This window comes from Phyllobacterium bourgognense (genome assembly GCF_003337575.1).
Lineage (GTDB): Bacteria > Pseudomonadota > Alphaproteobacteria > Rhizobiales > Rhizobiaceae > Phyllobacterium > Phyllobacterium bourgognense.
The window spans coordinates 589,800-613,423 of the sequence record NZ_QPJM01000001.1; the positions used below are offsets into that span (position 1 = coordinate 589,800).

General features: G+C 56.4%; 25 protein-coding genes. 16 read left to right on the forward strand and 9 right to left on the reverse strand.

What is annotated here, in order from left to right:
* Positions 1-41: 41 nt before the first annotated feature.
* From C7476_RS02810 to C7476_RS02830, 5 genes are all read right to left on the reverse strand, one after another.
* Positions 42-377 (reverse strand): RcnB family protein, encoded by a 336-nt coding sequence (locus C7476_RS02810; RefSeq protein ID WP_114428353.1) that lies wholly within the window; start codon positions 375-377, stop codon positions 42-44.
* A 161-nt stretch (positions 378-538) separates the two neighbouring features.
* Positions 539-1,795, reverse strand: coding sequence for a D-amino acid dehydrogenase (locus tag C7476_RS02815; RefSeq protein WP_114428554.1), 1,257 nt, complete (start codon positions 1,793-1,795; stop codon positions 539-541).
* A gap of 239 nt (positions 1,796-2,034) precedes the next feature.
* Positions 2,035-2,244, reverse strand: a complete 210-nt coding sequence (locus C7476_RS02820; RefSeq protein ID WP_091881096.1) for a cold-shock protein — start codon at positions 2,242-2,244, stop codon at positions 2,035-2,037.
* Between the two features lie 347 nt (positions 2,245-2,591).
* Complete coding sequence (locus tag C7476_RS02825) at positions 2,592-2,855, reverse strand: hypothetical protein (RefSeq protein WP_245426042.1); 264 nt, start codon at positions 2,853-2,855, stop codon at positions 2,592-2,594.
* Between the two features lie 51 nt (positions 2,856-2,906).
* On the reverse strand, positions 2,907-3,116 hold the full coding sequence (locus C7476_RS02830; protein ID WP_112526331.1) for a hypothetical protein: 210 nt from the start codon (positions 3,114-3,116) through the stop codon (positions 2,907-2,909).
* A gap of 192 nt (positions 3,117-3,308) precedes the next feature.
* On the opposite strand from C7476_RS02830, the gene C7476_RS02835 reads away from it, so the two are divergent.
* Positions 3,309-3,875 (forward strand): dihydrofolate reductase family protein, encoded by a 567-nt coding sequence (locus tag C7476_RS02835; RefSeq protein ID WP_114428355.1) that lies wholly within the window; start codon positions 3,309-3,311, stop codon positions 3,873-3,875.
* Between the two features lie 146 nt (positions 3,876-4,021).
* Here C7476_RS02835 and C7476_RS28040 read toward each other — a convergent pair whose 3' ends face one another.
* On the reverse strand, positions 4,022-4,162 hold the full coding sequence (locus C7476_RS28040; RefSeq protein ID WP_181872327.1) for a hypothetical protein: 141 nt from the start codon (positions 4,160-4,162) through the stop codon (positions 4,022-4,024).
* A 338-nt stretch (positions 4,163-4,500) separates the two neighbouring features.
* Here C7476_RS28040 and C7476_RS28045 point away from each other — a divergent pair, with 338 nt between their 5' ends.
* From C7476_RS28045 to C7476_RS02850, 4 genes are all read left to right on the forward strand, one after another.
* Positions 4,501-4,677, forward strand: a complete 177-nt coding sequence (locus C7476_RS28045) for a hypothetical protein (RefSeq protein WP_181872328.1) — start codon at positions 4,501-4,503, stop codon at positions 4,675-4,677.
* A gap of 1,017 nt (positions 4,678-5,694) precedes the next feature.
* The gene (locus C7476_RS02840; RefSeq protein WP_114428356.1) at positions 5,695-6,609 is read left to right on the forward strand and encodes an NAD-dependent epimerase/dehydratase family protein; all 915 of its coding nucleotides are present in this window, start codon (positions 5,695-5,697) and stop codon (positions 6,607-6,609) included.
* A 177-nt stretch (positions 6,610-6,786) separates the two neighbouring features.
* Positions 6,787-8,226, forward strand: coding sequence for a Ppx/GppA phosphatase family protein (locus C7476_RS02845; protein WP_245426045.1), 1,440 nt, complete (start codon positions 6,787-6,789; stop codon positions 8,224-8,226).
* Between the two features lie 19 nt (positions 8,227-8,245).
* Entirely contained in the window at positions 8,246-8,974 is a 729-nt protein-coding gene (locus C7476_RS02850) for an RlmE family RNA methyltransferase (RefSeq protein WP_114428357.1), read from the forward strand.
* A gap of 21 nt (positions 8,975-8,995) precedes the next feature.
* Here the strand turns inward: C7476_RS02850 and C7476_RS02855 are convergent, their stop codons facing one another.
* Entirely contained in the window at positions 8,996-10,399 is a 1,404-nt protein-coding gene (locus C7476_RS02855; RefSeq protein ID WP_114428358.1) for an MFS transporter, read from the reverse strand.
* A 220-nt stretch (positions 10,400-10,619) separates the two neighbouring features.
* Between C7476_RS02855 and C7476_RS02860 the strand changes: the two genes are divergently transcribed.
* The 3 genes from C7476_RS02860 (at position 10,620) to C7476_RS02870 (ending at position 13,889) form a co-directional block, all read left to right on the forward strand.
* On the forward strand, positions 10,620-11,603 hold the full coding sequence (locus C7476_RS02860) for an MBL fold metallo-hydrolase (protein ID WP_114428359.1): 984 nt from the start codon (positions 10,620-10,622) through the stop codon (positions 11,601-11,603).
* Between the two features lie 224 nt (positions 11,604-11,827).
* Positions 11,828-13,333 carry an IMP dehydrogenase gene (guaB, locus tag C7476_RS02865; RefSeq protein ID WP_114428360.1) on the forward strand — a complete coding sequence of 502 codons (1,506 nt, stop codon included), beginning with the start codon at positions 11,828-11,830 and terminating at the stop codon, positions 13,331-13,333.
* Positions 13,334-13,349: 16 nt separating this feature from the next.
* Positions 13,350-13,889, forward strand: a complete 540-nt coding sequence (locus C7476_RS02870; RefSeq protein ID WP_114428361.1) for a DinB family protein — start codon at positions 13,350-13,352, stop codon at positions 13,887-13,889.
* A gap of 8 nt (positions 13,890-13,897) precedes the next feature.
* On the opposite strand, the gene C7476_RS02875 is transcribed toward C7476_RS02870, so the two are convergent.
* On the reverse strand, positions 13,898-14,947 hold the full coding sequence (locus C7476_RS02875) for an SDR family oxidoreductase (RefSeq protein WP_114428362.1): 1,050 nt from the start codon (positions 14,945-14,947) through the stop codon (positions 13,898-13,900).
* A 105-nt stretch (positions 14,948-15,052) separates the two neighbouring features.
* Here C7476_RS02875 and C7476_RS02880 point away from each other — a divergent pair, with 105 nt between their 5' ends.
* Both C7476_RS02880 and C7476_RS02885 read left to right on the forward strand, forming a co-directional pair.
* On the forward strand, positions 15,053-15,979 hold the full coding sequence (locus tag C7476_RS02880) for a LysR family transcriptional regulator (protein ID WP_114428363.1): 927 nt from the start codon (positions 15,053-15,055) through the stop codon (positions 15,977-15,979).
* A 19-nt stretch (positions 15,980-15,998) separates the two neighbouring features.
* Positions 15,999-16,424: an MAPEG family protein gene (locus C7476_RS02885; RefSeq protein ID WP_114428364.1), complete on the forward strand. Its 426-nt coding sequence runs from the start codon at positions 15,999-16,001 to the stop codon at positions 16,422-16,424.
* Positions 16,425-16,505: 81 nt separating this feature from the next.
* On the opposite strand, the gene C7476_RS02890 is transcribed toward C7476_RS02885, so the two are convergent.
* Positions 16,506-17,435, reverse strand: a complete 930-nt coding sequence (locus C7476_RS02890; protein ID WP_114428365.1) for a hydrogen peroxide-inducible genes activator — start codon at positions 17,433-17,435, stop codon at positions 16,506-16,508.
* Positions 17,436-17,576: 141 nt separating this feature from the next.
* Here C7476_RS02890 and katA point away from each other — a divergent pair, with 141 nt between their 5' ends.
* The 6 genes from katA to guaA all read left to right on the forward strand — a co-directional run bounded on the left by katA (position 17,577) and on the right by guaA (position 23,607).
* A complete protein-coding gene (gene katA, locus C7476_RS02895; protein ID WP_114428366.1) occupies positions 17,577-19,073 on the forward strand; it encodes a catalase KatA in 1,497 nt (498 codons plus the stop codon).
* A gap of 263 nt (positions 19,074-19,336) precedes the next feature.
* Positions 19,337-20,626 (forward strand): RsmB/NOP family class I SAM-dependent RNA methyltransferase, encoded by a 1,290-nt coding sequence (locus tag C7476_RS02900; protein WP_114428367.1) that lies wholly within the window; start codon positions 19,337-19,339, stop codon positions 20,624-20,626.
* A 55-nt stretch (positions 20,627-20,681) separates the two neighbouring features.
* Positions 20,682-21,320 (forward strand): 5'-methylthioadenosine/S-adenosylhomocysteine nucleosidase, encoded by a 639-nt coding sequence (locus C7476_RS02905; RefSeq protein WP_114428368.1) that lies wholly within the window; start codon positions 20,682-20,684, stop codon positions 21,318-21,320.
* 152 nt (positions 21,321-21,472) lie between these two features.
* Entirely contained in the window at positions 21,473-21,595 is a 123-nt protein-coding gene (locus C7476_RS29320) for a type II toxin-antitoxin system HicA family toxin (RefSeq protein ID WP_245426048.1), read from the forward strand.
* A complete protein-coding gene (locus C7476_RS02915; RefSeq protein WP_181872329.1) occupies positions 21,592-21,921 on the forward strand; it encodes a type II toxin-antitoxin system HicB family antitoxin in 330 nt (109 codons plus the stop codon). Before C7476_RS29320 ends, C7476_RS02915 begins: the two co-directional genes overlap by 4 nt.
* Positions 21,922-22,044: 123 nt before the next feature.
* A complete protein-coding gene (gene guaA / locus C7476_RS02920; protein WP_114428370.1) occupies positions 22,045-23,607 on the forward strand; it encodes a glutamine-hydrolyzing GMP synthase in 1,563 nt (520 codons plus the stop codon).
* The last annotated feature ends 17 nt before the right edge of the window (positions 23,608-23,624 follow it).

Consider the following 23,624-nt stretch of genomic DNA (forward strand, 5'->3'; position numbering starts at 1 on the left):
AAGGCGGCGCCATGGCGCCGCCTTTTCAAAATAGTTTCCGATCAGCGTGCCTGTACGAGTGCCGAAATGATACCCGAAGTGATGCTGATCAAGGCATAATCATTGTCGGCCTTGACCCACTGGTAACCGCGCGGTGGCGTCTTCAAATGGTAGCGATGATAATCGCGCACGACATTGCGGCGGTAGTTCGAGGGGAGTGCGTGGCCACGCGACCAGCGGGTCTTCTTCACCACCACGGTTTTCGTAACAACCCGCTTCTTTACCACGCGGTCCTGCTGCTGACCGTAGTGGCCACCCTTGTAATTCTGTTGTTGGGCGAACGCGGCAGGGGTCGCGACCAGGGAGATGGCAAGTGCTGCCAGAGCGATCTTTTTCATTTCGTTTCCTCGTCAGTAGCGCGGCTTGATTTAAACCACGGGTTGTCTTGGGACACCCCGGTTTTAAGCCCGACGAGATGAACGAAAACTGAATAGTAATCTAAACAATTTGTAATGTTTTAAATGGTTTACCGACGATTTTTGAAGCCGGCGAATGAATGTCAGCCGTAGCGGCTGATATTCAGCGGAGATGCGTCCACATCCGGCGATTTACCGGAAATTATATCGGCGAGCACGCGGCCAGAGCCGCAGGACATTGTCCAGCCAAGCGTGCCGTGGCCGGTGTTGAGATAGAGATTGGAGTACCTCGTACCGCCTCCTATGATGGGCGGACCATCCGGCGTCATCGGTCGCAAGCCCGTCCAGAAGCTTGCTTCGGCCAGATCACCACCCTTGGGGAACAAGTCGCCGACCGAGTGCATGAGGGTCGCCTGACGCTTCTCGCGCAGGGTGAGATCATATCCTGAGATTTCGGCGGTGCCGCCGGCGCGGATGCGATCGCCGAGGCGGGTGATCGCGACCTTGTAGGTCTCGTCCATCACAGTCGAAACCGGAGCGGCATCCTCGTTGGTGATAGGCACGGTAATCGAGTAGCCCTTTACCGGATAGACAGGGATGTAAACCCCGATGCGCCGCAGCAGGAAGGGTGAATAGCTGCCGAAAGCAACCACATAGGCGTCCGCGGTCAGTTCTTCTGTTTCGGTCGATACGCTGGCAATGCGGCTGGTGCTGGTGTTGATCGACGTGATCGTCGTGTTGAACCGGAACTTGACGCCGGCCTCGGCACAAAGAGCTGCGAGCTTTTCGGTGAACATCTGGCAGTCGCCGGTTTCGTCGTTTGGAAGCCGCAAACCTCCTGTGAATTTACCTTTGACATGGGCCAATGCTGGCTCAGCTTTGATACAGCCGTTCGGATCGAGTAGCTCGTAAGGCACACCGAAGTGCTTCAGGACCTCGATATCTCCAGCGCTTCCGTCATACTGCTTTTGCGTGCGGAAGAGCTGCAAAGTTCCCTGCATCCGTTCATCATATGAAATGCCGACCTCGGCGCGCAGCGCCTTGAGGGAATCGCGGCTGTATTCCGCGATCGGAACCATCCGGGCCTTGTTGCGGGCATATCGCATGGAGGTGCAGTTGCGCAGCATCTTGGCTAGCCACAGCGCCATATAGGGATCGAACTTCGGCCGAACGACGAGCGGGCCAAAATGCATCAGCATCCATTTGATTGCCTTGACCGGGACACCGGGGCCGGCCCATGGCGAGGAATAGCCCGGCGATATTTCTCCGGCATTGGCGAAGCTCGTCTCCCGCGCCGGTCCGGGCTGGCGGTCGATGACGGTGACCTCGTGGCCCGCCTGCGCCAGATACCAGGCCGATGTGACGCCGACGACGCCACTGCCAAGGACGAGAACTTTCATGATCGGCGACTCCTTCAGACAATGCGATACCCGGAAGAAAGGGCATGAGTCGCACTGTGTGTTGGCGAAGTAATTCTTTCCAGACATTTCTTTTCAATGCGCCGAAATGTCTTGGTTTCTGGCGTCAAACGTAAAATTCCGACAAAATAAAAGGCCGGGAAAACCCGACCTTCTCAAATTCATCTCTGCTATCAGTGCCAGTACATCCGTGGTCAAAGACCGCGAAGATGAATTATTTATCAGCCAGCCTGAAGCTGATCAGCAGTCATTTTGCCCGACTTGTTGTCACGGACCAATTCGAAGCTGATCTTCTGACCGTCATTGAGGCTGCGCATACCAGCGCGCTCAACGGCAGAGATGTGTACGAATACATCTGCTGAACCATCATCTGGTTGAATGAAGCCGAAGCCTTTTGTGGAATTGAACCACTTTACTGTTCCAGTGCTCATGATGAACCCTTTCAATGGAAATATTTTAATACAGGGCACGACGCGCCATGCAGTTTTTAGCTCGATTTTTGAAGAAGGATCTTTCAGAGCGCCTATGGCGCAATAAAACTAATTACAAACTACCAAATACCGATAGGCGATACATAGGGCTAAGCGCTTGTTTCGTCAATGCCAATGCCTGAGAAATAATCTCGAATAGCTCGACTAAAGTCTATTCCCCAGTCTTTTCGGGGCTTTTCTATTTCGAAATATTTTGGCCAGCCGGCATTGGTACGCGAATATAAGACGGCAACCGATTCGTCATTGCACGCGCAATCGAGTGACGCCCAGAGCTCGGATAGTAACTATTACTTGGCTTTGACAGCTGGCCGGCTCGTCTTCTTTGCTTTTGGAGCAGCCGGTGGTCGGGCAGCGATTTCTGCTTGCTCTTCAGCTTCCTTTGCAAGCCGCAAAGCCTTGAGACGTGCCGTCTTGCTTTCCCACTTATGTGTTTCATCATTGATGATTGCAGAAGCAGCAGCGGTGGTTGCCAGACTCTTCTGTTCCGACGGGCTCAGGACCCGTTTCGGGTGGACGCCAACTTCAGGCATCTGTTTTGGACTATGTTTCATTGCATCTCGCATTATTGGATATACAACCATCGCACGCGAAACCTTCCAAGTCTATCGTGCTGTCGTTTGCCGCGTCGAACCTGTTCCGGGCTTCCAGCCCCGGGCGAAGCCATAGGACATGGCGAGAGAAGCATACTCGATTTCCCGCAAAAGGAATTCCCGCTCCGCCAGAAGGGCAGCGATTGTCGCCCTAACGTCACCCTGATGATAGGCCAGCGCTTCGTCTATTTCGTCTTCCGGTTGTTGGGATATGGCGTTCATCAGAATCTCCTTTTCAGAAAGATTGCCACAACCGCGCATATATGAAAAGGAATTTGTTCCTGTTTTGTTCTAATTCAAGCGAACGCGTGGGAACGCCAATCTCAGTGCTGCCTTGATCATTCTCGATCTGCATTCGGTTGCGAAGGACGACAGGCTAAGTTAGCGTTTGTTCTCTTTTCGGGAGGGAGTTGCATGGGGAAAGTAATTGTCTCGTTTACGATGTCACTCGATGGCTTCATCGCCGGGCCGAATATCAGCCCCGAAGATGCCATGGGCGAGGGCGGCGAACGGTTGCATGATTGGTTGTTTGACGGAAGCTCTGAAATCGACCGCGACATGGCACGGGAGATGCCTGCCAACGTCGGTGCGGTGATACTCGGCAAGCGGACTTTCGATCTCGGGCTGCCGCATTGGGAGGATACGCCGTTTCCCGCCCCGAGCTTCGTGCTCACCCATGAAAAACGTGGGCCGCTGAAGATGAAAAGCGCGGCATTCACTTTCGTCAACGATGGTGTCGAAAGCGCTGTGCAACAGGCGAAAGCGGCTGCTAGTGAAAAGGATATCATTGTTATGGGTGCAAATGTCGCCCAGCAACTGTTGCGAGCGAAGCTGGTCGATGAAATCGTTCTCCAAATCGCGCCGGTTTTGCTCGGGCAGGGGACACGCCTGTTCGACGAGATTGATGAAACGATCGAGCTGAAAAACACAAGAACTATCCAGTCGCCGCTGGTCACCCACTTGCGCTATCAGATCCTGTAAGAGTCCGTTTGGTAAGTCGCTGCGGCGAGACGTAAGGCGTGAGCACCGGAAGCACAGAAAATCGCGCCAGATGGCCGCCGCAGTAGATTTTCAAGAAGGGCTCTAAAAATGAAGCCCCGATTATAGCCGGGGCTTGCTTGGCTAGATCAGCCCTTTGACTTGGCCTTGGGCGCTGTGCTTTCGGCTTTTTTGATCATTGAACTGAAAGGAACGTCGGCCTTCGGCGCAACCTTCTCTTTCTTGGGTTTTCGCACTTCGCGATTGCTTTTCTGTTGTCCTTTGGCCATGGCGGCTCTCCTACAAAGTTACAAACTGGACTGCTGGACGAGGCTTTTTCGATTACGGGCCGCTTGCATAACAACAACCAAAATCGAGTGCGTACAGAATCGGTCATTTGGAATGAGATTGGCGGGTCGAGAACCTCTGACGCCGCGAAGAGCCAAGCTTTGGCCAAAAGACGATTCGCGATTGTAGGTCGTCATTTGCGGCTTAATTGCGGCTCCTGATAGTTCTGGCGCCCCCGTTTGAATGGTGCTAAAATTCCACCAGTTGCCTCAAAAGTCGAAGTTTTTCCGCTGGATTCCTGGTCCACTGCGGCTTTATGGGCGTTTGGAGGATGTTCACCATGTTGAATCGCACGATTACCTTCCTGAAAAGGCTGAAAGCCCCTGTTACCGCATCGCCTGACACCGTCGTGCATAACGCAAAACCGGCCGCTAAGAAGCCCCGTCGTGTGAACCCCGACAGCGATGGAAAGCTGCGCCGCCTGCGGGAGCTCGTCGAGCACAATCGGCTGATCTGATTGCGCTCTGTCAAGCCGATGCGGTTCTAATCAGCACCGGCACTTTTCATGCCGCCTTATCAAAGCCCTGCAGCACGCTTCGGTCGTGCATGACAATTCCGTTGAGCGAAGCCATGCCCCTGAATTGGTGATGGGTCCACCCACGCATCTGTTGTCCCTGGCGATCCTCGGCCAGAAGGTCTTTTTCAGGCGAAAGCAGTACAGCCAGGCTTGTCGAATGGCGGTTTTCTTCGACGTGGGTATCGAGCCACGCTATTGGTCACGTCAGGTGAGGCTTGGCACCGCCCCGGGGAGGGCATAATAGGCTAAGTCGGCGCCAAGCCTCCGCTGACGGAAATAGGGTCAGCGTAATACAACGCTGGTATAGGTCATTCGTTCCGTTGGGTTCCCCACGTAGACAATTCCTGTTTGCGCGAATGCGGTTCCTATCAACCACACGACGACAAGAAATACCAACGCAATAGCAGCGAGCAGTAAGACGCCAGTCAACTTCACCGGCCGATGATCGTTCTCAGACATGGTGGACATCTCAAAATTGTACTAGCGGCCTTAATACAACTTATACGAGAACTTTCAACGGGAACATGTGTAAACGCCGAGGATCAAAAGATCGAAACATGTGACGAAACTGGTTCTGCCTCCAACGATCCGGACATGGACGGGCCAAGATCAGGCGTTCACGCTATCCGGGATTGTGCTCGACCGGTGAGCATTTTGTCCCCGTGGATTGCTTGACCTCACCAACATCGTTCCAGCCGCCCAACATCCCCAAAGAATGGCCACCATGATCGCTGCCAGAATGAGGAAGTCTTTTGTCTCCAGAGGTTGGAAATCGGGCAGACGCACAGCCGCTACTCCATCACGATAGTGATTGCGGTCGCTGTTCCAACGCTTATCATAGGTATGCCACCGAGCCCTATTGCTGCCGATTAGTCCTTTCGATTTAGTCGCTGAGCCGCATTGATGTCGAAACGTCTCTGTTGCTATGAGTGACAACTGTTAGAGGGATTCAATCATATGGTAACGGGCGTTGTCCTCGTGACGGGAGCCTCAGGTTTCATCGGCGTGGAATTGGTCAAGCAACTCGAAGCGTCCGGCTATCGCGTGATCGGTGCTACGCGAAACGCCTATGGCTCCAATACCGAAAGTGCGCAGCTGCCCGCACCGGACGAGCCTGTCGAAGCATTCGAGCGCATCCTCGGAAATGTCGATCATGTCGTGCATCTGGCGGCTATCGCTCACACGCAACTGGTCAACGCCACCGATACCTATCATGCAGTTAACTGCGTGCTGGCGGCAAAGCTTGCCCGGGCCGCACATAAAACCATCTCGGGCAAGTTTGTTTTTGTCTCGTCCATACGCGCACAATGTGCCAGCGTTCACGAGGGGGTTGCGGTGGAAAGTGATCTGCCGCAACCAACCGACGATTACGGTCGGGCCAAGCTTGCAGCCGAGGCCGAAATCGCCTTAACGATGATCCGTGGAAACTATACGATCCTGCGTCCTGTGCTCGTTTACGGAGCGGGTGTGAAGGGTAATATGGCGATGCTCATGAAACTCGCGGCATTGCCTGTCCCATTGCCACTTAAGTCCTTGGCCGGTCGACGATCCTTGCTCGATCGCGCTTCTCTCTGCCGGGCTATCATCCATAGTTTGAACGAGCCGAAAACCGATCGTGGCACATTCATTGTATCCGACAGAAATCCGGTAACGGTACCGCAGATACTGGCCGCCATACGACGCCGACGCGGCCGCAATCCTGGGTTGTTTTCATGCCCGCCGTGGATACTAAATATTGTCGCACAAATGACAAGCCAGGGCGATCGCTGGAAAACGCTGAACGGTGACTTGATTGCAAGTTCGGCCAAGCTCCAATCGACTGGCTGGAACGCTGTCGACAATCCTGCGAGGCACATTGCGGAACTATCCTGACCCTGGAGCCTCGTGCACAAGGCTCTAGCAGCATGAGCGCGCCAAGCCCGTTGCCGATAGGGATATCAAATGGTCTCTTGGATATTCGGCAAATGATGTTACATTGTATCCAACGTTAATTGAAAAGCGTCCAGCTTGCGTCCTTATCGGTTCGCGCGGCGCTCGAAGGATAAGACTTTGAAAGACCCCGAGAGAGGCGCACCAATCGCGCCGAATGGAGGGGCGTCTGGTGGTGACATGGTGCTGAACGGCACTAAAGGTCCCACCAAGAATGGGCCCGGACCGTATGGGGATCCTGCACGTCACAGGCAGGAAAGCCAATCCGATTCCCTGGAAGGACGCTTCGACAAGAACCATAAGAAACGTGCGCGCCGCAGAAAGCGCGGCAAGTCGAAACAGGCGTCTGCTTCGACCGAGGCAGTTGCTGTCTCGAGCGTTTCGCCCCCTGCCAATACTCCGGCCAAAGCCGCCAAGAAGCGGCGGCCCAATCGCTTTCGTCGTCGGGGCCGCGCCGGCATCAAACCTGCCGATACGATACCGCCAATAGTGACAGTAAAGCCGTCTCCGGCAGCTCCGGTTCAAGCCACGCAGCGGCTCCCATCCAGGCATTTTGGAGCGCCGCTCTATGCCGCGCTCGATCTTGGCACCAACAATTGCCGGCTTCTAGTGGCGTCACCCACCCGCCCCGGCCAGTTTCGCGTCGTCGATGCCTTCTCCCGTATCGTCCGCCTCGGTGAAGGGCTCGGCGCGACCGGCCGCTTGAACGACAACGCGATGGATCGCGCTATCGAGGCGCTGAAGATCTGTCGCGACAAACTTGAGAGCCACGATGTGCGCCGCGCCCGGCTTATCGCCACCGAAGCCTGCCGTCAGGCGTCGAACGGCGAGGAGTTCTTGGCGCGGGTGAAAAGCGAAACCGGGCTCGAGCTCGAGATCATCAATCGCCAGACCGAAGCTCGTCTTGCAGTATCCGGCTGTGGCACGCTGGTCGAGCGTGAAACCGACGCAGTCGTGCTGTTCGATATCGGAGGCGGTTCCTCGGAGATCGCGCTGATCGATGTTTCCGAGCGCCGCTCGCCGCGGCTTGCAGAACATATCATTGCCTGGACGTCGCTTCCTGTCGGCGTGGTCACCTTGGCCGAACGCTTCGGCGGGCGTGATGTGACCACCGACAACTTCGCGGTCATGGTCGATCATGTTGCCGAATTGATCAACGATTTCTCCGAGCGTCACAAGCTCGGCGATCTCGTTAAAAGCCAGAACTTTCATCTGCTCGGCACATCTGGCACGGTCACGACGCTCGCCGGTATTCATCTCGGTCTCGAGCGCTACGATCGCCGCCGCATCGACGGTATCTGGATGCAGAACGATGACGTCACGGAAATGACCAGCAAGCTCCTGTCGTGGAGCTTCGATGAACGGGTTGCCAATCCGTGCATTGGTGCTGATCGTGCCGATCTCGTTCTTGCCGGTTGTGCCATCCTTGATGCTATCCGCAACGTCTGGCCCAGCCAGAAATTGCGCGTTGCCGATCGCGGGTTGCGCGAAGGTATTTTGACTGAACTCATGTCGCGTGATGGCGCGTGGCGCAATCGCTGGTTGCGCGCAACCGCATGACCCAGGAATAGGGGCCCTTATGGCTAAGACGACGACAGGGGGACGCGGCGGCACAGGCACGCGCGGTCTGCATACCAAAATCAAGAAGAAGGCCGGCACGATCAAGGAATCGTCGCGTCGTTGGCTCGAGCGTCATATCAACGATCCGTATGTGCAACGCTCCAAGGCCGACGGCTATCGTTCGCGCGCCGCCTATAAATTGATCGAGATCAATGACCGCTACAAAATCCTCAAAAAAGGTCAGCGCATTATCGATCTTGGCGCCGCTCCCGGTGGCTGGAGCCAGATCGCGGCTTCGATCGTAGGCTCCCCGGAAGACGTTCCAACGGTCGTTGGCATCGACTATCTGCACATCGACCCATTGCCGGGCGTCACCTTGCTTGAGATGGATTTTCTCGATGACGCAGCACCGGACCGGCTCATGGAATCACTCGGCGGCCAACCGGATATCGTCCTGTCGGACATGGCTGCACCGACGACCGGCCACCGCCGTACCGATCACATACGCACGACCCACCTTTGCGAAGTCGCCGCCGACTTCGCCGTCTCCGTTTTGCGACCCGGCGGGCACTTTCTCACCAAGACATTTCAGGGCGGGACTGAAAATGAAGTGCTCACCTTGCTGAAAAAGCATTTCAAGTCCGTCCACCACGTGAAGCCCCCCGCATCACGTGCGGAATCCGTCGAGCTTTATTTGCTGGCGAGGGACTTCAAGGGATTACCTGATGACCGGGATTCGATTGGCTAACTCTTTCTGTGTGACTGCCCGCTATTCCGCTGGTGCTGCCACCTTGATCAGCGGCCGATGACCTGAAACCTCTGAACCCGCGTCAGGCTGCAGACCCCTGAACGACAGGCAGGCCAAACCCGAAATTGCCGCCACGACAAAGAAGGCGATATGGAAATCGGAGAGCTGCAGCGGCCCGCCGTGTATCTTGGTCGTAATCTCGAGAATGCCGCCGGCGACGGCTACACCAAGGGCCATCGAAATCTGCTGGGCGACTGAACTGATCGGCGTTGCCTGGCTCGTCTGCTCGTTGGGGATATCGGCATAGGCGAGAGCGTTTGTCCCCGTAAAGAACAGCGAACGGAAAAATCCACCCACGAGAAGCAGCAGGATCATCAACCAATAGGGCGTTTCCGGCGTGAAGAACCCGTTGACCGCGACGAATATCGCAGCGACGAACGATCCGTACATCAGCGAATTGCGGAAGCCGGTTTTCCGGTAGAACCATTTTGTAACAAGCTTCATGCTCATGGCGCCGAGTGCGGATACGAAAGTGATCATTCCAGATTGAAAGGGCGTCAGGCCGAAACCGATCTGAAACATCAACGGCAGGAGAAACGGGATTGCCCCGACGCCGATGCGGAACAGACTGCCGCCGACGATTGCCGCTCTGAATATCGGATTGTCCAGAAGATTGAGAGAAAGCAACGGCTCAGCCGTTCGGCGCGCATGGACAAGATAAAGAACAGCGGAAACGATGCCGGTCAGAAGCGTCGCCATGCCGACCCATGTCGGAAGCGCTGGAAGACTGACGACGGAGAGGCCGAAGACGATGCCCGAGGCGGCGATGCCGCTTAAAAAGAAACCGGTAATGTCCAGCGGCCGTTGCACCAGGGTTTCGATGGAAGGCAAATAGCGTGTGGCGATGATGATTCCAAGGACACCGATCGGAACATTGATCAGGAAAATCCAGTGCCAGCTGAAATAGGTCGTCAGGAAACCGCCAACCGGTGGCCCTATAAGCGGACCGATGAGCGCCGGCATTGTCAGCCATGCCATGGCGCTGACAAGTTCATTGCGCGGCGTTGAACGCACCAGCACGAGACGGCCGACAGGCGTCATCATCGCGCCGCCTACACCTTGCAGGAAGCGCGATAGAACGAATTCGAGGAGCGAGCCCGAGGCGGCGCAGGCGATGGATCCGAGAACGAAAACAACAATGGCAGCACGAAAGACATTCTTTGCACCGAACCTGTCGGCCATCCAGCCACTGACAGGAATGAAGACCGCGAGCGAGACGAGGTATGCGGTCAGGGCCAGTTTTAAAGCGATCGGACTGGTGCCGATATCAGCAGCGATCGCTGGCAGCGACGTCGCGATAACGGTGGAGTCCATGTTCTCCATGAAAAGGGCGACGGCCAGGACGAGCGGAACGATGCGGTTCAAGTTGAATTCCAGTTCTCAGGTGGTGAGAAAGCAGGCGCTGAATCTCGTTTTATGGGACTCGAGGGCCTTGCGAGTTCCGATAGCACTCGCCATGCCGGGGCTCAAGCGGCGATCAATCAGAAGTGATCCAGATGCGTCGATTTTTGGTCTATTCAGCAGGAACGGAGCGGCAGCGCCGACGTTGCCGCGTTGCATATCGTTGCCCGAAGGAGATAATCCTATGTCTGCATTCGAGATTTCCCGCCGCAACCTTTTCCTCGCGTCAAGCGCCATGGCCGGCGGATTGGCAATGTCGCAGATGATTTCTGACATCGCGGAGGCGGGTGTTCCACAATCGGAGATCAAATCCCCCGGCTTCAAACGCTTCAACCTGGGCGATTTCGAGATCACCACCTTGCTTGACGGGCTACGCCCCGGCGATGGTCCGTTTCCAACCTTCGGTGCCAATCAGAGCCAGGAGGCAGTCGCTGAACTGATGCGCGCCAATTTTCTGCCGGAAACCAAGATGGTCAACGGCTTCACCCCGGTCCTGATCAACACCGGGTCAGAACTGGTGCTGGTCGACACGGGCTTTGGTGCAGGCGGCCGCGAGAATGGTCTTGGCCAGCTTGAGGCGAATATGAAAGACGCCGGCTATACGCCAGACCAGGTGACGCTTGTTGTCATAACCCATATGCACGGCGATCACATCGGCGGCCTGATGAATGGCGAGACGCCGGGCTTTCCCAATGCGCGTTACGTGGGCGGGCAGATTGAGTATGACTTCTGGACGGACGCTGCGCGTGCGGGTACTCCAGCCGAAACCAATGCCAAAGGTGTCAATGCCAAGGTCAAGCCACTTGCCGAAAAGTTCACCTTCATCAAGGCGGGCGATGCGATCGTCCCCGGCATCACCAGCGAAGCGGCCTATGGCCATACGCCGGGCCACATGATTTTCCACGTCGAATCGGCCGGCAAGCATCTTGTCCTGACTGCTGACACCGCCAATCACTACGTCGCCTCATTGCAGCGCCCCGATTGGGAAGTTGCCTTCGACACCGACAAGGCCATGGGCGCGGCAACACGCAAGAAGGTGTTCGACATGATAGCGGCCGACAAGGTCCCGTTCATCGGCTACCACATGCCATTCCCTGGCGTGGGTTTTGCCGAAAAGCAGGAAACGGGTTATCGATTCGTGCCGGCTACCTATCAATTCGACGTTTGAATGAATTGACCCGCAAGTGCAGTTCCAGCGCTTTGGTGCCGGATATTGCTACAATATTGTGGGCCTGGTGACGGTTGGAATGCCAGTAATTGCGTTTTGATCTTTTCAAACCGACATATCCATGTTACCAGCCCGTGCCAATTCACTTGAACAGAACTTGATCGGCGCTCCACCACCGTGGTGCGCCCTTTAGTCGTATTACCCGTATTGCAAGGAAATTGGTCATGGCAAAAATCGTTGAATCCGCGACAGGCGCGCTGGCACTGACATTTGATGATGTTCTGCTCCAGCCAGGTCACTCCGAGGTCATGCCCGGCCAGACCGACATTCGCACCCGCATCGCTCCCGATATCGAACTCAACCTGCCGTTGTTATCAGCAGCGATGGATACAGTCACCGAGTCGCGCCTCGCCATCGCCATGGCGCAGGCAGGCGGCATGGGCGTCATTCACCGCAATCTGACACCTGAATTGCAGGCCGAAGAAGTCCGGCAGGTCAAGAAGTTCGAATCCGGCATGGTCGTCAATCCCGTTACCATTGGCCCCGACGCGACACTCGCCGATGCGCAGGCGCTGATGCGCGCCCATGGCATCTCCGGCATTCCTGTCGTCGAGAACTCCGGTGAGGGCAGCCGCAAGCCGGGCCGTCTCGTCGGCATCCTCACCAATCGCGATGTGCGCTTTGCTTCCGATCCTGCCCAGAAAATCTACGAGTTGATGACGCGCGAGAACCTGATCACGGTCCGTGAGAACAACGTCCAGCACGAAGAGGCCAAGCGCCTCTTGCATCAGCATCGCATCGAAAAACTGCTGGTTGTAGACGACAAGGGTTATTGCGTTGGCCTGATTACGGTCAAGGATATGGAGAAGTCGCGGCTTAACCCGAATGCCGCCAAAGACGCACAAGGCCGGCTTCGCGTCGCCGCCGCATCGAGCGTCGGTGAAGATGGTTTCGAGCGGGCTGAGCGGCTTATTGCTGCCGGCGTTGACGTTCTCGTCATCGATACCGCTCACGGCCATTCACAGCGTGTTCTCGATGCGGTTACCCGCGCCAAGAAGATGTCGAATGCCGTGCGTATCATTGCCGGAAATGTCGCAACTGCCGCGGGAACGCAAGCCCTGATCGATGCGGGCGCCGACGCGGTCAAGGTCGGTATCGGACCAGGCTCGATCTGCACCACGCGCATCGTCGCGGGTGTTGGCGTGCCGCAGCTTTCCGCAATCATGTCTGCGGTCGAAGCAGCGCATAAATCGAATGTTCCGGTCATAGCCGACGGCGGCATCAAATATTCCGGTGATTTCGCCAAGGCACTTGCCGCAGGTGCGTCCGCTGCCATGGCAGGTTCGGCACTTGCCGGCACGGAGGAAAGCCCCGGCGAGGTCTATCTTTATCAAGGCCGCTCGTTCAAGGCCTATCGCGGCATGGGCTCTGTCGGCGCCATGGCGCGGGGATCGGCTGATCGCTACTTCCAGGCCGAAGTACGCGATGAACTGAAGCTCGTGCCGGAAGGCATCGAAGGCCAGGTCGCCTATAAGGGTCCAGTTTCCGGCGTATTGCATCAGCTTGCTGGCGGTCTCAGAGCATCCATGGGCTATGTCGGTGCAAAAAATCTGGAAGAATTCCGCGAAAAGGCTACATTCGTTCGCATCACCAATGCAGGTCTGCGCGAAAGCCACACCCATGATGTCACCATCACCCGCGAAAGCCCGAACTATCCGGGCGGCAACTGATCAAAAGTGAAGGGAAATGTCTGATATCGCCCTTCGCAATCACTTCTCGGCCATGGCGCGCAACAGCGCCTGGTCGAATTTCCGTCTGCTCGGCGCGTGTGAGCAACTCACCGACGCCGAGTTTGCTCAAGAGCGTACCAGCTTCTTTCCATCCATTCAGTTGACGTTGAACCACAATCTCATCGTCGATCACCTTTACATGGCCGATATGATTGGCAAAGGGCGCAAGAACATTGGTCTGGTGGGTGACATACCCTATCCCAAAGCTTCGGACCTGAAGCAGGCGCAGACTGAGTTCGATAGCAGCCTCATCGGCTTCTGTGACGATATCGAACCCGAAGACCTCGACAAGATCGTATCGATCACATGGGGGACTGGCGACACCTCGCAAGAGCCGATCTACCTCTTGCTATCCCACCTTTTTGTGCACCAGATCCATCACCGAGGGCAGGCGCATGCCATGCTTGCAGGCACCAATGTTCCGCCGCCACAGCTCGACGAGTTCTTTCTGAACTACGACAGACCACGGCGGCAGGGCGAGCCCTTTACCGAGTAGGGCCCAAATCAAGGAATTATTCTGCGTTCCTGAAGGTCGCGGAAGACGCGCATGAACATCTCCGCCGTATCGATATATTCATAGAACCCGGCCCGCCGCAGCCGGGAGCCATCGGCAAAGAAATCATAATCCCAGCCGAAGACCGCATCGCCGAAGCCCCAGGACGACACATCTTTGTAGGGTGTCTTTGCAAGACCGTGCTTCTCGATCATGCGGTTCCATAAATCCTCCTTGTCCGACATGACGATGTTTAATGACATGGGGAGTGGTGGTGCGACTTCCAGATCGAAAAACCGCGCAATCTTTGGCCACATCTCGCTCCAGCGGAAAAGATCGCCATTGTTGATGTTGAATGCTTGGTTGCCGCAATGCCGGTTCGTTGCGATGAAAACAGTAGCCCGCGCCAAAAGCCCGGCATCCGTCACTTCGAGCAGACTGTCATAGGCGCCGGGTTTGCCGGGAAAGCGCAGCGGAATACCGAGTTCTTTCGATATCGAGGCATAGACGGCGATCACCGAAGCAAGGTTCATGGGATTGCCGAGCGCAAAGCCCACGACGACCGACGGCCGTAGTGCCGACCAGGTCCAGCTCTTGCCCTTCTGCAACGCTTCCAAAAAATCCTGCTGATCGATGTTGAATTCCGGCGGCATGTGATTGGCATCGGTCTCGCGCGCCGGTGTCTTGAACGGCCCGAGATGTGCGCCATAGACCTTGTAACCCTGCATCAGGCTGATGTGTTGGAGATCGGGTGCGATCGGCTCGATTGCGTTCACTGCATTTATCAGCATGGCGAGGTTTGGCGGCACAAGCTCGGCCCAACTCGGCCTGTCTTGATAGGCCGCGTAAAAGATATGGGTCACGTCGGTGAGGTGTGAGAGTTTCGCTTTGACTTCCGCCGTGTCGAGCAAGTCGACCGCAATGTGGCCGACTTTCTCGGTTGGGGCACCGCCGCGGCGCGACAGGCCGATAATTTCCCAGTCACCGAGTTCGACAAGATGCGAAATCAGATTGCCACCAATAATACCATTGGCACCAACGACAACTGCTTTTTTGGCCATTTTAAAATCTCCGTTTCAAATTCTGAAACAGATATGACCCATTCATACAACTTTGCGTAGGTGCCACAAGATGATAACATTCATAAGAAATTCTTTGAGGTAGTGATGGATAGATTCGCAGCGATGAAGACGTTTGTCCGTGTTGCGGAGCTTGGTACTTTATCTGCAGCGGCGCGCGAACTCGGTCTGACCCAGCCGGCAGTCAGCCAGCAGGTGGCAGCTTTGGAGCGACATCTGGACGTGCGTCTTTTTCACAGGTCTACGCGCCAGCTGGCGCTTACCGAAGGTGGCGAAACCTACTACCAGCATGCACGGCAAATCCTGCAGGCGGTGGACGAGGCGGAAGAAAGCGCTGGCGAACTATCCACGACGCTGCGCGGAAACCTTCGCGTTCATGGTCCTGTTGGTTTTGGCCAGATGCATCTTTCGCCCATAATCATCGAGTTTCAGCGCCTGCATCCGGACCTCACGATTGAACTTGTGCTCGATGATCGCTTTGCTGACCTGATTGCGGAGGGCGTCGACGTAGCGATCCGCTTCGGCGATCTGAAATCCTCCGATCTGATCGCAAGAAAACTTGCCACATTCGAACGCATTCTCGTGGCTTCTCCGGATTATATCGCTGCCCACGGCACGCCCCGGACACCGGACGACCTTATCCAGCATCGCTACATCCGGTTCTCATGGTCACCACAGGGCGAATCGATTCCCCTGATCGGCCCTCATGGCCCTCTCGTAGCGCAAATCCGCTCTACGTTCCTCGCCAACAACGCCTTTGTTCTGAACGAAGCTCTGTGCGCTAGTCTCGGCATCGGAGGGGCGCAAGTGCCCCTGGTCCAATCACTGCTTGATTCGGCCAAGCTCATTCGGATTCTTCCGGACTATGCCTATGCGCCGATGGATGTGCACGTGGTCTATGCGACTGCTCGCTTCCTGCCGCGCAAGGTGCGCGCCTTCATCGATCATCTGGCAACCAGTCTGCAGGCAATACCGGGCTTGCGCACAAATCGCATCCCTGAAAAGAACGTATAAACGAATAACAGGAGGGACCATGTCACAAACCGCAATTTTCTGGCCGATGATCGCGCTGACTTTCCTTATTTATTGTGTCTATGCCGTCCTTATGCTGCGCCGTCGGCAAGCCGTTCTCAGCGGCCAAGCCAGTGCAAGGGATTTCAAGGTCCCGCTCAAAGAGCCGGAGGCCAGCGTTGCGACGGTTCGCAATTTGATCAATCTCTACGAATTGCCGATGCTGTTTTATGTCGTCTGCCTGGCGCTCTATGCGGTCAACGGCGCCACGTTGGTTGCCGTAATCATCGCCTGGTGTTTTGTGGCAATGCGTGTGGCCCACACCTGTGTGCACATAACATCCAACCGCCTGCGCCTGCGCCAGCCGATCTTCGTCCTCGGCTTTATCCTCAATGGGGCTCTGTGGGTCATGCTGGCCCTGCACCTCGCCGTCCCGCCTGTGGTCTAGAGCAATTCCAGGAAAAGTGGGAACCGGTTTTACCAATCGGAATTGCGTCAAACAAAGTGTTAGAGCAATTCTGGAATTGCTCTAAGCGGCGAGTTCGTCCAGTTCATCCGCCGAAATCATCAACCGGCGACTGCAATCGACGATTGTAATCGCCAGCGCTTCGAAGTCCTCGCGCCGCTCGCTCTGCCTGCGCCAGATCAAGCCGATTTCGCGTGACGGTTCCGGATCGGCAAAAGCAACGATGCGTACGTTATTGCGGCTGGCTTCGGTACGCACGGCAATCTCGGGGATCAGCGTCAGTCCCATGCCGTGGCTGACCATCTGCAGCAGCGTCGCCATGCTGGTCGCGCCATAATTGACCAATTGGCGCTGCTTCACATTGCTGCACACGGCAAGCGCCTGATCGCGCAGGCAATGACCCTCCTCAAGCAGAAGCAGCCGCTCAAGCGCCACGTGTTCCTGAGTCATGGGCGAGGTGAGAACGTCGATATCATTGTTGGAGGTTGCGATGAGGAAACGATCGCGAAACAGGGGTTTAGCGACCGTACCGTCGCCTTCGATCGGTAGGGCGGCTATGATGGCGTCGAGATCGCCAAGGCGCAGATCCTCCACCAGTTTTGAGGTAACGGCTTCACGTAGCTCGATCGCAAGCTCGGGATAGGCTTCGCGGAGATCCGGAATCAGCAGCGGCAGCAGATAAGGCGCAATCGTCGGAATAATGCCAAGTCGCAGCCGCCCTCTCAATGTACCACGCCTCTGACCCGCAAGTTCTTCGAGCGAGCGAATTTCATCGAGAATGCCGCGTATACGCGGCAGAAGACGCCTGCCCATCTCCGTAAGGACGACCGTTCGCCGTGTCCGCTCAAACAGCGTGGCTCCCAGCAGCAGCTCCATTTCGGCGATTTGTGCCGAAAGGGCAGGCTGGGATATGCGTGCCATCTCGGCAGCTTTGCGGAAATGCAGCGTGTTGGCGAGAATGTCGAAATAGCGCATTTGGCGAACTGAAAACATGATAAGTAAATCCTATCAATAATCATTCTAAAATCAATTGGAAACTATGATTAGAAAGGTTCTATGGTGTGGTTGAGAACGTGGCTGCGCAAGCGCGCCTGCGGTTCCTATTGTCAGAACGCGAGATTCGAGGAGAAGCCAATGGCTGACCGTCCAACATTGACGACAACCGCCGGTGCACCGGTATCCGACAACCAGAATTCCAGAACCGCCGGCGAGCGCGGTCCTGTTCTGCTGGACGATTATCAGCTCCTGGAAAAGCTTGCGCATCAGAATCGCGAGCGCATCCCTGAGCGTGTTGTTCACGCCAAGGGCTGGGGCGCGTTCGGCACACTGAAAATCACCGGCGACATTTCCAAATACACCAAGGCCAAGGCTCTGCAGCCCGGCACCGAGACGCCGTTGCTTCTGCGTTTTTCCACGGTTGCTGGTGAACTTGGCGCAGCCGATGCCGAGCGTGACGTGCGCGGCTTTGCGCTGAAGTTCTACACCAGCGAAGGCAATTGGGATCTCGTCGGCAACAACACGCCGGTCTTCTTCGTCCGCGATCCGTTGAAGTTCCCCGATTTCATCCACACGCAGAAGCGTCATCCGCGCACCAATATGCGCTCCACCACAGCCATGTGGGATTTCTGGTCACTGTCGCCGGAAAGCCTGCATCAGGTGACGATCCTCATGTCTGACCGCGGCCTGCCCGTCGCGCCGATGTACATGAACGGCTACGGTTCCCACACCTATTCGTTCTGGAACGATGCGGGCGAGCGTTTCTGGGTGAAGTTCCACTTCAAGACGCAGCAGGGCCACAAGTTCTACACCAATGCCGAGGCCGAGACACTCATCGGCAAGTCACGCGAATCCTATCAGGAAGAGCTGTTCGGCGGCATCGAGCGCGGCGAGTTCCCGAAATGGACTGTCCAGGTCCAGATCATGACCGAGACACAGGCGGAACAAACCTCATACAATCCGTTCGACCTGACGAAGGTCTGGCCGCACGGTGAATTCCCGCCGCTCGAAATCGGTGTCATGGAACTCAACCGCAACGCCGACAACTACTTCGCCGAGATCGAGCAGGCGGCGTTTTCGCCTTCCAATGTCGTGCCCGGCATCGGCCACTCGCCGGACAAGATGCTGCAGGCCCGCGTCTTCTCCTATGCGGACGCCCATCGCTATCGCCTCGGCACGCACTACGAAGCGCTCCCCGTCAACCAGCCGAAATGCCCGGTCCATCATTACCACAAGGATGGCCAGATGAATTTCTTCGGCCAGAAGACCGGCAATGTCGACGCTTATTACGAGCCGAACAGCTTCTCCGGTGCTGCAGAACAGCCATCGGCGAAGGAACCGCCTCTGAAGCTTTCGGGTGATGCGGGCCGCTATAATCACCGAATCGGCAATGATGATTACGGCCAGGTGACGGCCTTGTTCAACCTGTTCGATGCCGGTCAGCGCTCGCGCCTGTTCTCCAACATTGCCGCAGCGATGGATGGCGTCCCGGGGGTAATCATAGAGCGCCAGCTCGTACATTTCAGCCGTGTTCATCCTGAGTATGAGGCTGGCGTGCGTGCGGCATTGAAGGAAGCACACGGTTACGAGGCGAGCACTATCTCGCAGGAAGAAAAAGGCGTCGCGGCCGAGTAAATACTCGACGTTCCTTGCCCTCCCCCTTGTGGGGAGGGGCAGAGCAAAGCGACGGGGAGGGGTCTTTCTTTTTTCTGACCAATAAACCCCTCCCTGCTGCTGACGCAGCCTCCCTCCCTACAAGGGGGAGGGTAAGAAGCGCCACCGTTGGCGCCATATCCATAAGAGAACGAACAAATCAGAAAGCCGGGGCTCCATGCTCCGGCTTTCTTTTCTTGCCGGGCCCATGTATGCGACACTCTTGATAAGAAAAAGGAATGCATATGCGACTTGGTGGACGCCTGCAGGCGGCAATCGAAGTTCTGGACGATATTGAAAATCGCAAGCGGCCGGCTTCCGACGCCTTGAAGGATTGGGGATTATCGCACCGCTTTGCCGGTGCGGGTGATCGCGCGGTCATCGGCAATATCGTCTATGACGCCCTCAGGCGGAAACTGTCGCTTGCCTGGCGCATGGATAGCGACGCAGCGCGTCATATCGCCTTTGGTGTCCTGCTTTCCGATGCGGAACTCGACATCGAGGATATCAATGTCGCTCTCGAAGGTGATAAATTCGCGCCGGAACCGCTGGAAGCCGAACGCATGGCGGTCTGGGCTGGTCGCGATCTCAATTCCGCACCAGATCATATTCGCGCCGACGTTCCGGAATGGTGCATTCCGCATTTCCAGGCGATCTTTGGCGACAGATGGGTCGAGGAAGCGGCAGCCCTCAGCGACCGCCCACCGGTCGACCTGCGGGTCAATACGCTCAAAGCCGATCGCGACAAGGTTCTAAAGGAACTCGCGCGTGCTGGTGCCAATCCCGCGCCCTTGCTGGAAACTGCGGTGCGCGTCCCGCCTCTGCGCGCCATGGGTCGCCATCCGAACGTACAGGCGGAACCCGCCTTCCAGCGCGGCCTGTTCGAAGTACAGGATCTCGGCTCGCAGCTCGCGGCGAAACTCTCAAACGCTAAGGCTGGCGAACAGGTGCTCGACTATTGCGCCGGGGCGGGGGGCAAGACCTTGGCACTTGCGGCAGAGATGGGCAACAAGGGGCAGATCCATGCCTATGATGCCGAGCGCGCTCGCCTTGCACCCATTTTCGACCGGCTGAAACGGGCAGGGGTACGCAATGCGCAGGCCCATGCCAATATCAACGATCTTGCCCCACTCGAAGGCCAGATGGATATGGTTCTGGTCGATGCGCCATGCACCGGTTCCGGCACATGGCGGCGCAGGCCTGACGCCAAGTGGCGCCTCAGCGACCAGCAGCTCGAGCGCCGCGAAGTGGAGCAACGCGAGGTTTTAGACGCGGCGAAGGCTTACGTGAAACCGGGCGGCCGGCTCGTCTACATAACCTGTTCGCTGTTCGCGCCAGAAAACGGCGACCAGGTCGCAGCTTTCCTTGATGCCAACAGCGGATACAGTGCCGTCGATACGCAACCCTTATGGGACCAGGCAGTGTCCACAGAGTCGGGATTGAAGCCGCTGTTTAAAGGCGGAACAACAATTCTTTCCCCGTTATCCACCTCGACCGATGGTTTTTTCATTTCAGTTCTCGGGCGGCAAAAATAAAGATAGAAACTGGCCGCATCATTCCTGGAGATAGAGAATAGGCGTGCAGGCTGATATGTTCGAGGATGTAACGATGATCGGCGGGAAACGCGTCCTTTTTGTCATGGCTGTGGATGCGGAATACGGCCCGTATCTGCAGCGGCTGTTCACACCGCTGATTACCGGTGTGGGGCCGGTGGAGGCCGCTGTAAGCGTGTCGGCGACGCTGGCGAGCCTTGCCGCAAACGGCGCGCTGCCGGATCTTGTCGTATCGCTGGGTTCAGCCGGTTCGCGCACACTCGAACAGACGGAAGTTTACCAGGTCACCAGCGTTTCGTACCGCGACATGGATGCTTCTGCGCTTGGGTTCAAGAAAGGCGCAACGCCGTTTCTGGATTTGCCGGTTATCGTCCCGCTTGGCTATCGCATACCCGGCGTCAAGGAAGCTTCGCTATCGACCGGCGCCAACATCGTTTCCGGCAGCGCCTATGATCAAATCGATGCGGATATGGTGGAGATGGAAACGTTCGCCGTGCTGCGCGCATGCCAGCGCTTCGAGCTGCCGCTCGTCGGCTTGCGCGGCATTTCAGATGGCTCGGCGGACCTTCGTCATGTGGATGACTGGAAGGAGTATCTCCACGTCATCGATCAAAAACTGGCAGTGGCAGTCGAGGCGATGGCTGCAGCGATTGAGGATGGAACGATTATTATCTAAGATTTTTTCTATATTTTTATTGATACTGAAAAGTGATACTACTATATGAATTTGAGCAAGAACCATCGGGCTACACTTGCGGCTATTTTTGCCGACCCTGTTCGATCCTGGTCGCGTGTCGGGCAGATGTAAGTGAAGGGGAGGGATCACGAGTGCGAGTCAGCTTGAATGGCATCCGTGCGGTTTTTCACCGGCCGCATCCGCAAAAGGAAACGGATAAGGGAGCAGTCAAATCGGTGCGGCGGTTCTTGTCCGAAGCGGAGATACGACCATGACCATGATGCACTACAAGGGATATGAAGCCGTCATAGAGTTTGACGAAGAAGCCGATATTTTCCATGGGGAAGTGATTAATCTGCGGGACGTGATCACTTTCCAGGGCTCATCGGCACTCGAACTCAAGCAAGCTTTTGCCGATTCGATTGAAGACTATCTGGCATTTTGTGCCGAACGCGGCGAAGGGCCAGAAAAGCCGTTCTCCGGTCAATTTATCGTACGCACCGAGCCAATCCTCCACAAGGCGATCTCCATTGCCGCACGGCGAGCTGGTGTCAGTTTAAACAAATGGGTCGTCACAACTCTGGAACGTTCTATCCCCTGACGAGATGTGTCAGCGCGTCAGAATTGCAATCGCTTCATCCATCCTGTGAACGATCGGAATCACTTTTGTCGTAGGTGCCAGTAACCCATTGCGCCGACTCGACATTTGCTTTAAAGGCCCGCCATGAACACACCCACTCATCCAGATACAGTCCTCATCGTCGATTTCGGCAGTCAGGTGACGCAGCTGATTGCACGGCGCGTGCGTGAAGCCGGCGTCTATTCCGAGATCGTTCCCTTCCAATCCGCAGGCGAAGCCTTCCACCGCATCAACCCGAAAGCAGTCATCCTCTCGGGCAGTCCGCACTCCACTGTCGACATCGGCAGTCCGCGCGCACCGCAGGAAGTCTTCGACGCCAATATCCCGGTTCTCGGTATCTGCTATGGCGAGCAGACCATGTGCGCCCAGCTCGGCGGCAAGGTCGAGGCAGGCCATCACCGCGAATTCGGCCGTGCCTTTCTCGACATTCAGGAAGAATGCGCGCTGTTCGACGGCGTCTGGGCCAAGGGCACACGCCATCAGGTGTGGATGAGCCATGGCGACAAGGTTATGGAGATACCCGATGGCTTCAAGGTCGTCGGCACTTCCACGGGCGCGCCCTTCGCGGCGATCGCCAACGAGGCCAAAAAATATTACGCCGTGCAGTTCCACCCGGAAGTGGTGCACACGCCGGATGGGGCGAAGCTTCTTGAAAACTTCGTCCATCGCATCGCAGGTATCGAAAGCGACTGGTCGATGTCGGCCTACCGCGAAAAAGCGGTTGATCTCATCCGCAAGCAGGTCGGCGACAAGAAAGTCATCTGTGCTTTGTCCGGCGGTGTCGACTCGTCCGTTGCGGCCCTGTTGATCCATGAAGCAGTTGGCGACCAGCTGACTTGCATCCTCGTCGATCATGGCCTGATGCGTAAGAACGAGGCGGCAGATGTCGTCCAGATGTTCCGCGAGCATTACAATCTGCCATTGATTCTCGTGAACGCGCAGGATCGGTTCATTGGTGCGCTCGAAGGCGAATCCGACCCCGAGAAGAAGCGCAAGACGATTGGCAGGCTTTTCATCGAAGTCTTTGAAGAGGAAGCCAAAAAGCTTGGCGGTGCTGATTTCCTCGCGCAGGGCACGCTCTACCCCGACGTCATCGAAAGTGTATCGTTCACCGGCGGTCCTTCGGTGACGATAAAATCGCATCATAATGTCGGCGGTCTTCCCGAACGCATGAACATGAAGCTGGTCGAGCCGCTGCGCGAACTCTTCAAGGATGAAGTGCGGGTGCTCGGCAAGGAGCTTGGCTTGCCGGAGCATTTCATCGGCCGTCATCCCTTCCCGGGACCGGGTCTCGCGATACGCTGCCCAGGCGGCATCACCCGTGAGAAGCTGGAAATCTTGCGCGAAGCCGACGCGGTCTATCTCGACGAGATCCGCAAGGCCGGTCTCTACGATGTTATCTGGCAGGCTTTTGCCGTGCTGCTGCCGGTGCAGACCGTCGGCGTCATGGGCGATGGCCGTACCTACGAGTTCGTCTGCGCCCTGCGCGCAGTAACCTCGGTCGACGGCATGACTGCGGATTTCTACCACTATGACATGGGTTTCCTTGGACAGGCTGCAACCCGCATCATTAATGAGGTCAAAGGCATCAACCGCGTTGTCTATGATGTGACTTCAAAGCCGCCCGGTACAATCGAGTGGGAGTGAAGGGGTAGTACAAAACG

Bases quoted from the DNA above. Each gene is read 5' to 3' on its own strand.
- C7476_RS02830 (WP_112526331.1), bottom strand. From the start codon at position 3,116: ATGAACGCCATATCCCAACAACCGGAAGACGAAATAGACGAAGCGCTG.
- C7476_RS02840 (WP_114428356.1), top strand. From the start codon at position 5,695: ATGGTAACGGGCGTTGTCCTCGTGACGGGAGCCTCAGGTTTCATCGGC.
- C7476_RS02890 (WP_114428365.1), bottom strand. From the start codon at position 17,435: ATGTTTTCAGTTCGCCAAATGCGCTATTTCGACATTCTCGCCAACACG.
- C7476_RS02900 (WP_114428367.1), top strand. From the start codon at position 19,337: ATGCGACTTGGTGGACGCCTGCAGGCGGCAATCGAAGTTCTGGACGAT.
- C7476_RS02885 (WP_114428364.1), top strand. From the start codon at position 15,999: ATGTCACAAACCGCAATTTTCTGGCCGATGATCGCGCTGACTTTCCTT.
- C7476_RS02880 (WP_114428363.1), top strand. From the start codon at position 15,053: ATGGATAGATTCGCAGCGATGAAGACGTTTGTCCGTGTTGCGGAGCTT.
- guaB (WP_114428360.1), top strand. From the start codon at position 11,828: ATGGCAAAAATCGTTGAATCCGCGACAGGCGCGCTGGCACTGACATTT.
- C7476_RS28040 (WP_181872327.1), bottom strand. From the start codon at position 4,162: ATGGCCAAAGGACAACAGAAAAGCAATCGCGAAGTGCGAAAACCCAAG.
- C7476_RS02835 (WP_114428355.1), top strand. From the start codon at position 3,309: ATGGGGAAAGTAATTGTCTCGTTTACGATGTCACTCGATGGCTTCATC.
- C7476_RS02870 (WP_114428361.1), top strand. From the start codon at position 13,350: ATGTCTGATATCGCCCTTCGCAATCACTTCTCGGCCATGGCGCGCAAC.
- C7476_RS02860 (WP_114428359.1), top strand. From the start codon at position 10,620: ATGTCTGCATTCGAGATTTCCCGCCGCAACCTTTTCCTCGCGTCAAGC.
- C7476_RS28045 (WP_181872328.1), top strand. From the start codon at position 4,501: ATGTTGAATCGCACGATTACCTTCCTGAAAAGGCTGAAAGCCCCTGTT.
- C7476_RS02815 (WP_114428554.1), bottom strand. From the start codon at position 1,795: ATGAAAGTTCTCGTCCTTGGCAGTGGCGTCGTCGGCGTCACATCGGCC.
- C7476_RS02905 (WP_114428368.1), top strand. From the start codon at position 20,682: ATGTTCGAGGATGTAACGATGATCGGCGGGAAACGCGTCCTTTTTGTC.
- C7476_RS02850 (WP_114428357.1), top strand. From the start codon at position 8,246: ATGGCTAAGACGACGACAGGGGGACGCGGCGGCACAGGCACGCGCGGT.
- C7476_RS02915 (WP_181872329.1), top strand. From the start codon at position 21,592: ATGACCATGATGCACTACAAGGGATATGAAGCCGTCATAGAGTTTGAC.
- C7476_RS02810 (WP_114428353.1), bottom strand. From the start codon at position 377: ATGAAAAAGATCGCTCTGGCAGCACTTGCCATCTCCCTGGTCGCGACC.
- katA (WP_114428366.1), top strand. From the start codon at position 17,577: ATGGCTGACCGTCCAACATTGACGACAACCGCCGGTGCACCGGTATCC.
- C7476_RS02825 (WP_245426042.1), bottom strand. From the start codon at position 2,855: ATGAAACATAGTCCAAAACAGATGCCTGAAGTTGGCGTCCACCCGAAA.
- guaA (WP_114428370.1), top strand. From the start codon at position 22,045: ATGAACACACCCACTCATCCAGATACAGTCCTCATCGTCGATTTCGGC.
- C7476_RS02820 (WP_091881096.1), bottom strand. From the start codon at position 2,244: ATGAGCACTGGAACAGTAAAGTGGTTCAATTCCACAAAAGGCTTCGGC.
- C7476_RS02875 (WP_114428362.1), bottom strand. From the start codon at position 14,947: ATGGCCAAAAAAGCAGTTGTCGTTGGTGCCAATGGTATTATTGGTGGC.